7 protein-coding genes are annotated in these 6,976 nt (G+C 67.3%); all 7 read left to right on the top strand.

The features are described 5' to 3' along the window. Positions 1 to 33: 33 nt before the first annotated feature. Positions 34 to 237 (top strand): dodecin family protein, encoded by a 204-nt coding sequence (locus tag LOY02_RS16950; RefSeq protein ID WP_317183547.1) that lies wholly within the window; start codon positions 34 to 36, stop codon positions 235 to 237. A 541-nt stretch (positions 238 to 778) separates the two neighbouring features. Further along, complete coding sequence (locus LOY02_RS16945) at positions 779 to 1,723, top strand: transporter substrate-binding domain-containing protein (RefSeq protein WP_317183546.1); 945 nt, start codon at positions 779 to 781, stop codon at positions 1,721 to 1,723. Between the two features lie 103 nt (positions 1,724 to 1,826). Continuing rightward, entirely contained in the window at positions 1,827 to 2,726 is a 900-nt protein-coding gene (locus tag LOY02_RS16940; protein WP_317183545.1) for an amino acid ABC transporter permease, read from the top strand. Further along, positions 2,723 to 3,601 carry an amino acid ABC transporter ATP-binding protein gene (locus tag LOY02_RS16935; RefSeq protein WP_317183544.1) on the top strand — a complete coding sequence of 293 codons (879 nt, stop codon included), beginning with the start codon at positions 2,723 to 2,725 and terminating at the stop codon, positions 3,599 to 3,601. The genes LOY02_RS16940 and LOY02_RS16935 overlap by 4 nt, the downstream gene beginning before the upstream one ends. Beyond that, positions 3,594 to 4,781: a CapA family protein gene (locus tag LOY02_RS16930; protein WP_317183543.1), complete on the top strand. Its 1,188-nt coding sequence runs from the start codon at positions 3,594 to 3,596 to the stop codon at positions 4,779 to 4,781. Before LOY02_RS16935 ends, LOY02_RS16930 begins: the two co-directional genes overlap by 8 nt. Beyond that, positions 4,778 to 6,049, top strand: a complete 1,272-nt coding sequence (locus LOY02_RS16925) for a CoA transferase (RefSeq protein ID WP_317183542.1) — start codon at positions 4,778 to 4,780, stop codon at positions 6,047 to 6,049. The genes LOY02_RS16930 and LOY02_RS16925 overlap by 4 nt, the downstream gene beginning before the upstream one ends. Before the next feature lie 44 nt (positions 6,050 to 6,093). Beyond that, on the top strand, positions 6,094 to 6,976 hold an 883-nt coding region (locus LOY02_RS16920), incomplete at its 3' end, for a 2-hydroxyacyl-CoA dehydratase family protein (protein WP_317183541.1).

Here is a 6,976-nt window from a genome sequence, read left to right as displayed (position 1 = left end):
AGGCTCGGGTGTACTCGAACAACGGAGGCAACAATGAGCGTGTACAAGGTCGTCGAGATCATCGGTACGAGTGCCTCGTCGTGGGAGGACGCTGCGATGACAGCCGTCAACACGGCCAAGGAGACGCTGCGCGATCTTCGTGTGGCGGAAGTGGTCGAGCAGGACCTGGACCTCGGTGGGGACGAGGTGCTCTTCAGGATCAAGCTCAGCGTGTCCTTCAAGTACCAGGCCGACTGAGCTCGCTTCCCGGTCGGCGGGTCCTCGACCCTGGGCCGTATGCCGCTGGCCCGGCTCCATCGGTGAGCCACCCAGTGGCATGCGGGCTGGGTTGTCGAACCGCGCGCTACCCGAAATCGCGATGAGGCGAGACGGCGACACCGGTGTCGCCCGTCCCGGGCTCCTCATGCCGGTCCATCCACGGTGGACACCTCCTGGCTCCCGAACGCCGCGAGCCGAGCCGACGCGTGTGGGCGGCGGATCCCGTTGCGGCTCAGACCTGGCCGCGGTGACCGGGGCGGATCGATCATGGGCGGGTCCTGATGGGCTGGGGCCTGCCGTTCGCGTGTCTCCGCGTCGCCTGACTGTGGAACCGCCACACCGGAGGCCTGGGGGTGAGTGCGTCCTCCTCGCGCCCGCGGCAGAAAAAAGAATTCAAGACTCTTGCCGATCACCTCATGATCTGTACAGTATGGGTGTGTTACAGGTCACACAGGTGACCGCCGTTCCACCAGTCAGCACCTTCCGCCGTCGCCTTCCACACCCGATTCCCGGAGGATCCATGCGCCCCAAAGCAATCAGTTCAGTCGCCGTGCTGGCATCAGTCGCGGGTCTCGTGCTCGCCGCCTGCGGCAGCGAGTCCGAGCCGGAGGGACAGCCGCAGGAGTCACAATCCGGGCAGTCCGCTCCGCTGTACTCCGAACTGCCCGAGGCCATTCGAAGCCAGGGCTACCTCACCCTTGCAGGCGATTCCCACCCGCCCTACCGCACGGTGCAGGATGACAAGAAGGTCACCGGCATCGACCCGGATTTCCAGAAGCTGCTTGAAGGGCAGTTGGGCGTGGAGCTCCGCACCGAGATCACTTCCGGGCTTCCCGCCATCCTGCAGGGAATGATGTCCGGCCGATACGACGCCTTCAACGGGCCAGTCCGCTCCACCGAGGAACGCGAACAGGACTTCGACTCGATCGTCTGGATGACCACCCGCTCCTCGTACGTGTTCCCGGTGAAGAACTCCAAAGGCATCGAGTCGTCCGAGGACCTCTGTGGCCTGCGGGTGGCCGGAACCGAGGGGTCGGTCACCGAGACCCAGGTCCAGCGCCTGAATGAGTGGTGCTCCACGGAGGGCAAGACGCCGAACGAGTTCATCGGACTCCAGGACACGAACGCCACGGTGCTGGCCGTCCAGTCTGATCGGGCGGACGTCCTGGCCACGACACAGAGTGCCGCCATCGACCTCGTCGACCAACGCTCCGGAGAGTTCGACTACGTCACGCAGACGGACGAGCAGGGCGCAGGGGTGGACCTCATGGCCATGCTCACGCCCAAGTCAACCAAGCTCGGGCCGGTGCTGTTCAAGGCCACCGAGAACCTCTTCGGCAACGGCCAGTACGAGGCGTTCATGAAGCAGTGGGGCCTGGAAGATGTCGCCATCGCCGAGCCCCTCTTCAACCCGGCCACGCAGGGATCCACCTCGACTCCCGCCGACTTCGCCGAGGACAAGTAGCCGAGACGCCGGTCCCGAAACGCCTAGGAGCAGGCAGATGTCCAGCCATGCAGCCGCGCCATCGAACCACGATCCAGTCGACGTCGGGACGGCTCACCGCCGTATGAGTTGGGGCAGGGTCGCGATCGCCGTCGTGATCCTCATCGGTGCGTGGCAGGCCGCCGCGTTCCTCGTGACCAACGAGCGGTTCGAATGGGACGTCGTCGCCCAGTACCTCTTCGATCCCACCGTGCTCCGTGGACTCGCCATGTCGCTGATGCTGACCGTCATCGGCATGGTCCTCGGCTCCATCCTCGGCACGCTCATCGCTGCCGGTGACCTCAGCGGCTTCGCACCGATCAGGTGGGTCTCTCGAGTCTATGTGGGGATCTTCCGGGGCATCCCGCCGTTGGTTCAGCTCATCTTCTGGTTCAACCTCGCCTATCTGATCCCCCGTATCACGGTGGGTGTGCCCTACGGCCCGGAGTTCGTCTCCTGGTCCACCAACGACATCATCACGCCCATCACCGCGGCCATCATCGGGCTGAGCCTTCACGAGGCTGCCTACATGGCCGAGATCGTTCGGTCCGGCATCCTCTCGGTCGATCACGGACAGCGAGAAGCGGCCCGGGCCATGGGTTTCAACCGGAACCAGGCGTTCTTCAAGATCGTCCTTCCGCAGGCCATGAGGGTGATCATCCCGCCGTCGGGCAGTCAGTTCATCGCTCTGCTCAAGGGCACCTCCCTGGTGAGCGTCATCGCCATGGGGGACCTCCTGCACTCCGTGCAGGTCATCTACAACCGCACCTACCAGATCGTGCCGCTTCTGATGGTCGCCGTCATCTGGTACCTCTTCGTCGTCACCATCCTCACCGTGGGACAACGGCGCCTCGAGACGCACTTCGGCCGCGGCTACACCATCACCTCCCCGCCCCGGGGCACGCGCGGGGACTGGCGAGCCCGCCGGAAGGCCTGGACCACGTCGCCCGAACGGGCGGCCCATGACCGAGAGGCAACGGCATGACGACCAGCGAGACCGTCCCTGTCCTCCAGGCCCGGAACGTCCGAAAGGCCTTCGGAGACATCCAGGCCCTGGACGGCGTGGACCTCGAGGTGAACGAAGGCGACGTGGTCGCTGTCCTGGGGCCCTCGGGATCGGGCAAGTCCACCTTGGTCCGTTGCCTCCACCAGCTTGAATCCATCGACGGCGGTGCCATGTACCTCGATGGGCAGTTGCTGGGCTACACCGTGGAACGCGGAGTCGTCCGGCCACTACCCGAACGTCAGGTGGACCGGCAACGCCAGCAGATGGGCATGGTCTTCCAGCAGTTCAACCTCTTCCCTCACTGGACGGTCCTGCGCAACATCACCGAGGCCTGCGTGAAGGTCCACGGCCGAAGCCCGCAGGAGGCGCACGAGCGAGCCATGTACCTGCTGGAGCGGGTCGGACTGGCCGACAAGGCCCATGCCCATCCCCGCCAGCTGTCCGGCGGGCAACAGCAGCGCGTGGCCATCGCGCGCGCCGTCGCCCCCCAACCTCGCGTGGTGCTCTTCGACGAGCCCACGAGCTCACTGGATCCGGAACTCGTGGACGAGGTCCTGGCGGTCATGCGCGCCCTCGCCGACTCGGGCATGACCATGGTTGTCGTCACGCACGAGATGGAGTTCGCCCGGGACGTGGCGGACCGCTGCATGTTCATGGCCGAAGGGCGCGTCATCGAGACCGGCGCGGCCGATGAGTTCTTCCGCAATCCGCAGACCGAACGGCTGCGAAACTTCCTGAGCCGGTTCAACGCTCCGGGGATCGCTGGAGACAGGCCTCCGTCGACCGGGGCACGGGCCGCGCCGGAACCCCGTCCACAGGTCCTCGAGCGCAGCGCGGTGGACCTCCATGGCTGAGGCTTTGCGGATCATGGCCGTGGGGGACCTGGTGCTGGACGAACCCCACCCCGAGCGCTACTTCGAACCCAGTGCCAAGGTCCTGCAGTCCGCCGACCTCGTCATCGGGCAGGTGGAGGTCCCGCACACCACGTCCACCGATGTGACCAGCGTGGACATCCCCGCTCCACCCGCCGATCCCGCCCACGTCAAGGCCATCGCCGACGTCGGCATCACCATCGCCACCCTGGCGGGGAACCACATCTTCGACTGCGGCACGCAGGGAGTCCTGGACACGGTGGGGAACTGCCACGCCCACGGCATCGCCACGGTTGGTGCGGGCGCGACGATCGACGACGCCCGACGTCCTGCGGTCGTCGAACGTCGCGGCCGCCGCGTTGGTGTACTGGCTTACAACTGCGTCGGTCCCCGGGAGTCCTGGGCCACCTCACGCAAGGCGGGCTGCGCGTTCGTGAACGTGCTGACGCATTACGAGCTCGACACTGCGAATCCCGGCGGCCCACCCAGCGTCTACAGCTTCTGCGAACCCAGGTCACTGAAGGCCATGACCGACGACGTCGTGCGCCTCCGGTCGGAGCTGGACGTCCTCGTGGTGGCCCTTCACAAGGGAATCGGGCACACGCCCGTCGAGATTGCCGACTACGAGTTCCAGGTGGCGCACGCAGCCATCGACGCCGGTGCCGACGCCGTCATCGCCCATCACGCCCACATCATGCGTGGGATCGAGGTCTACCGGAACAAGCCGATCTTTCATGGGCTGGGCAACTTCGTCACGGTGACCTCTGCCCTGACCCTCGGCAACGACGACTCACCGGAACGACAGGCCTGGGCCAAGCGGCGGCAGAAGCTCTTCGGCTTTCTGCCCGACCCAGCAATGCCCACGTATGCCTTCCACCCCGACAGCCGGAACACTGCGATCGCTGTCGTCGATGTCGCGGCCGATGGAACCGTGTCCGCAGGCGTCGTCCCCTGCTGGATCGACGACGAAGCCCGGCCCGTGCCCTTGGGGAACGACCCCGTGGGGCGGGACGTCGCCGACTACATCCAGCACATCACCCGTGACGCCGAACTCGACACCCGATTCCGCTGGAGGGCCAACCTCCTCGAGGTGGACCTCGGACACGCCGCCGTTCCCGATCCCACCGCCACCCCCGCGCTCAGCGAAAGGCAGTCGTCATGACCATCCCGACGCCCGTTCGTCCTTTGGAGGGGAAGGTCGTCCTGGACCTCACGACCGCCCTCTCCGGCCCTTACGCCACCATGCTGCTCGCGGGCCTCGGTGCGCGCGTCATCAAGGTCGAGAACCCGCTCACCGGCGGCGACAGCTCCCGAAACAACTCCCCGTACCTGACCCGCGCCGGCCTGAGCGTTGTCCGCACGGACCCGCAGGACATGTCCGTGTCCATGCTGTTGCGCGGTCGGGGCAAGGAGTCGATCGTCCTGGACCTCAAGAGCGAGATCGGCCGGGCCACCTTCCTGGACCTGGTGGAGGCGGCGGACATCGTCGTCGAGAACTTCAGTGCGGGCGTCACGGATCGCCTCGGCATCGGCTACGCCGCGGCACGGGAACGCAACCCCCGGATCGTCTACACGTCGATCAGCGGTTTCGGCGCCCAGGGCAACGCTGGCGGAGGCAAGGCCATGGACACCATCGTGCAGGCCCTCAGCGGCATGATGCTGACTGCCGGCAGCCCCGGCCAGGCGCCTGTGCGCTTCGGCGTGCCCATCGCGGACCTGGTGGCACCGCTGTACGCGGTCATCGGGACCCTCGCCGCCGTGCTGCACTCCCGGGAGACCGGCCAGGGCCAGTACGTGGACGTCTCCATGCTGGGCGCGCTCACCTCGCTCGTGGCCTGTGAGCCGTTCGACGTGTTCGAGAAGATCGGTCTGCCGCTGCGGACCGGGGACTACGTGCCACGCCTGGCGCCGTTCGGCACCTTCGCCACGCGTGACGGCTGGATCGCCCTGTGTGCACCGACCGACGCCTTTGCCCGGGGGGTCCTCAAGGCGATGGGCGGCGAGGCGCTCGCCGACGATCCGCGCTTCCGGCGGCGCGATGACCGGGTGGCCAACGCCGACGAGCTGCACGCCATGATCGCGGAGTGGACCAAGGATCGGACCGTCGCTGAGGCCACGCGAAGGCTGGAGGAGGCCGGTGCCCCGGTGGCGCCGATCCGCACCACCGCCGAGGCCGTCCGCGACCCGCTCGTCCTGCAGCGTGGTGAGGTGGTCCCGCTGGTGCATCCCGATTTCGAGACCCGCGAGGAGCTCCTCGGCTCCGGCGTGCCGATCCTGATGTCCGAGTGCCCCACGTCCATTGACCGTCCGGCACCGCACCTCGGAGAAGACACGGACGCTGTGCTTCGTGACCTTGTGGGCTACGACGACGAGCAGATCCGTGCCGTCACAGGCGTGACGGCACAGCGGGCGGATGTGGCGCGAAAGTGAACGCTGTCCCAACCGGGAGCGTTCCCCCGCCCTTGCAGGTCCTGATGGACGCTTACGCCGAGGATGCACCCCAGGATGCCGAGGGGCATCCGGTGGTCGGGTCGGTGGGCCATGATGTTCCCGTCGAGTTGGTGTGGGCCGCGGGGGCGCGTTCGGTCAGGCTGCGCGGCCACCCCGCCTGGGATCGCACGCGGTCTGCGACCTACCTGGGGTCCGGGCTGGACGTGGCGACGGCGTCCCTGTTCGCCGGCATCCTCCACGGGGCGTTCGGGCATCTCGACGCCATTGTCGTGTCCAGCGACTGCGACGCGTCCCAGCGCCTCTACTACGTGATGCGGGAGATTCGCCGCGTGGAGCCCGAGATCGGCCTGCCGCCCGTGTACTTGACGGACATGCTGCATCTGCCACGCGAATCGACGGCCCGATACAACGTGCGCCGCCTGGAGCAGTTCCGCCAGATGTTGCGCACCTGGTTCCGAGTGGACCCGCTGGACCGGTTGGGCGAGGCCACGGCCCTGTCCGCTCGAATCGTGTCGCTGCAGCGGCAGTTCGTTTCGGTGGCCCGCAGCGAGGTCCTTCGAGTGACCGGGGAGCAGGCGCTGGCGGTCTTCGGCGCCGCCCAGCGCCTGGAACCGCGGCGGTACGCAGAGCTCCTCGCCGCCCTGCTCGCCGTCCTCCCCGGGATGCCGGCACTGGAGGCCCCACGCCTGTTCCTGACCGGCAGCAGTCACGACCGGCCGGACGTCTATCGGCAGATCGAGGAGGCTGGATGGCTCATCAGCGGGGAGGACCACGATCAGGGGCAGCTCGCCCTGCAACGCCGGTTCCCCGAAGACACCCCCGCCACGGCTGAGCTGTTGGAGGTCCTGGCCCGGGTCTACCGCGACAACGGCCCCACCCCGCAGCGGGCGAGCATCGAGAGGCGCG

The sequence above is a fragment of the Intrasporangium sp. genome, assembly GCF_032907665.1.
In the GTDB taxonomy this organism is placed as follows: Bacteria; Actinomycetota; Actinomycetes; order Actinomycetales; family Dermatophilaceae; genus Intrasporangium.
The sequence above is the reverse complement of the archived record's forward strand: the minus strand, read 5'-3'. Positions and strand labels throughout refer to the sequence as shown.

Bases quoted from the DNA above. Each gene is read 5' to 3' on its own strand.
- LOY02_RS16935 (WP_317183544.1), top strand. From the start codon at position 2,723: ATGACGACCAGCGAGACCGTCCCTGTCCTCCAGGCCCGGAACGTCCGA.
- LOY02_RS16925 (WP_317183542.1), top strand. From the start codon at position 4,778: ATGACCATCCCGACGCCCGTTCGTCCTTTGGAGGGGAAGGTCGTCCTG.
- LOY02_RS16940 (WP_317183545.1), top strand. From the start codon at position 1,827: ATGAGTTGGGGCAGGGTCGCGATCGCCGTCGTGATCCTCATCGGTGCG.
- LOY02_RS16950 (WP_317183547.1), top strand. From the start codon at position 34: ATGAGCGTGTACAAGGTCGTCGAGATCATCGGTACGAGTGCCTCGTCG.
- LOY02_RS16930 (WP_317183543.1), top strand. From the start codon at position 3,594: ATGGCTGAGGCTTTGCGGATCATGGCCGTGGGGGACCTGGTGCTGGAC.
- LOY02_RS16945 (WP_317183546.1), top strand. From the start codon at position 779: ATGCGCCCCAAAGCAATCAGTTCAGTCGCCGTGCTGGCATCAGTCGCG.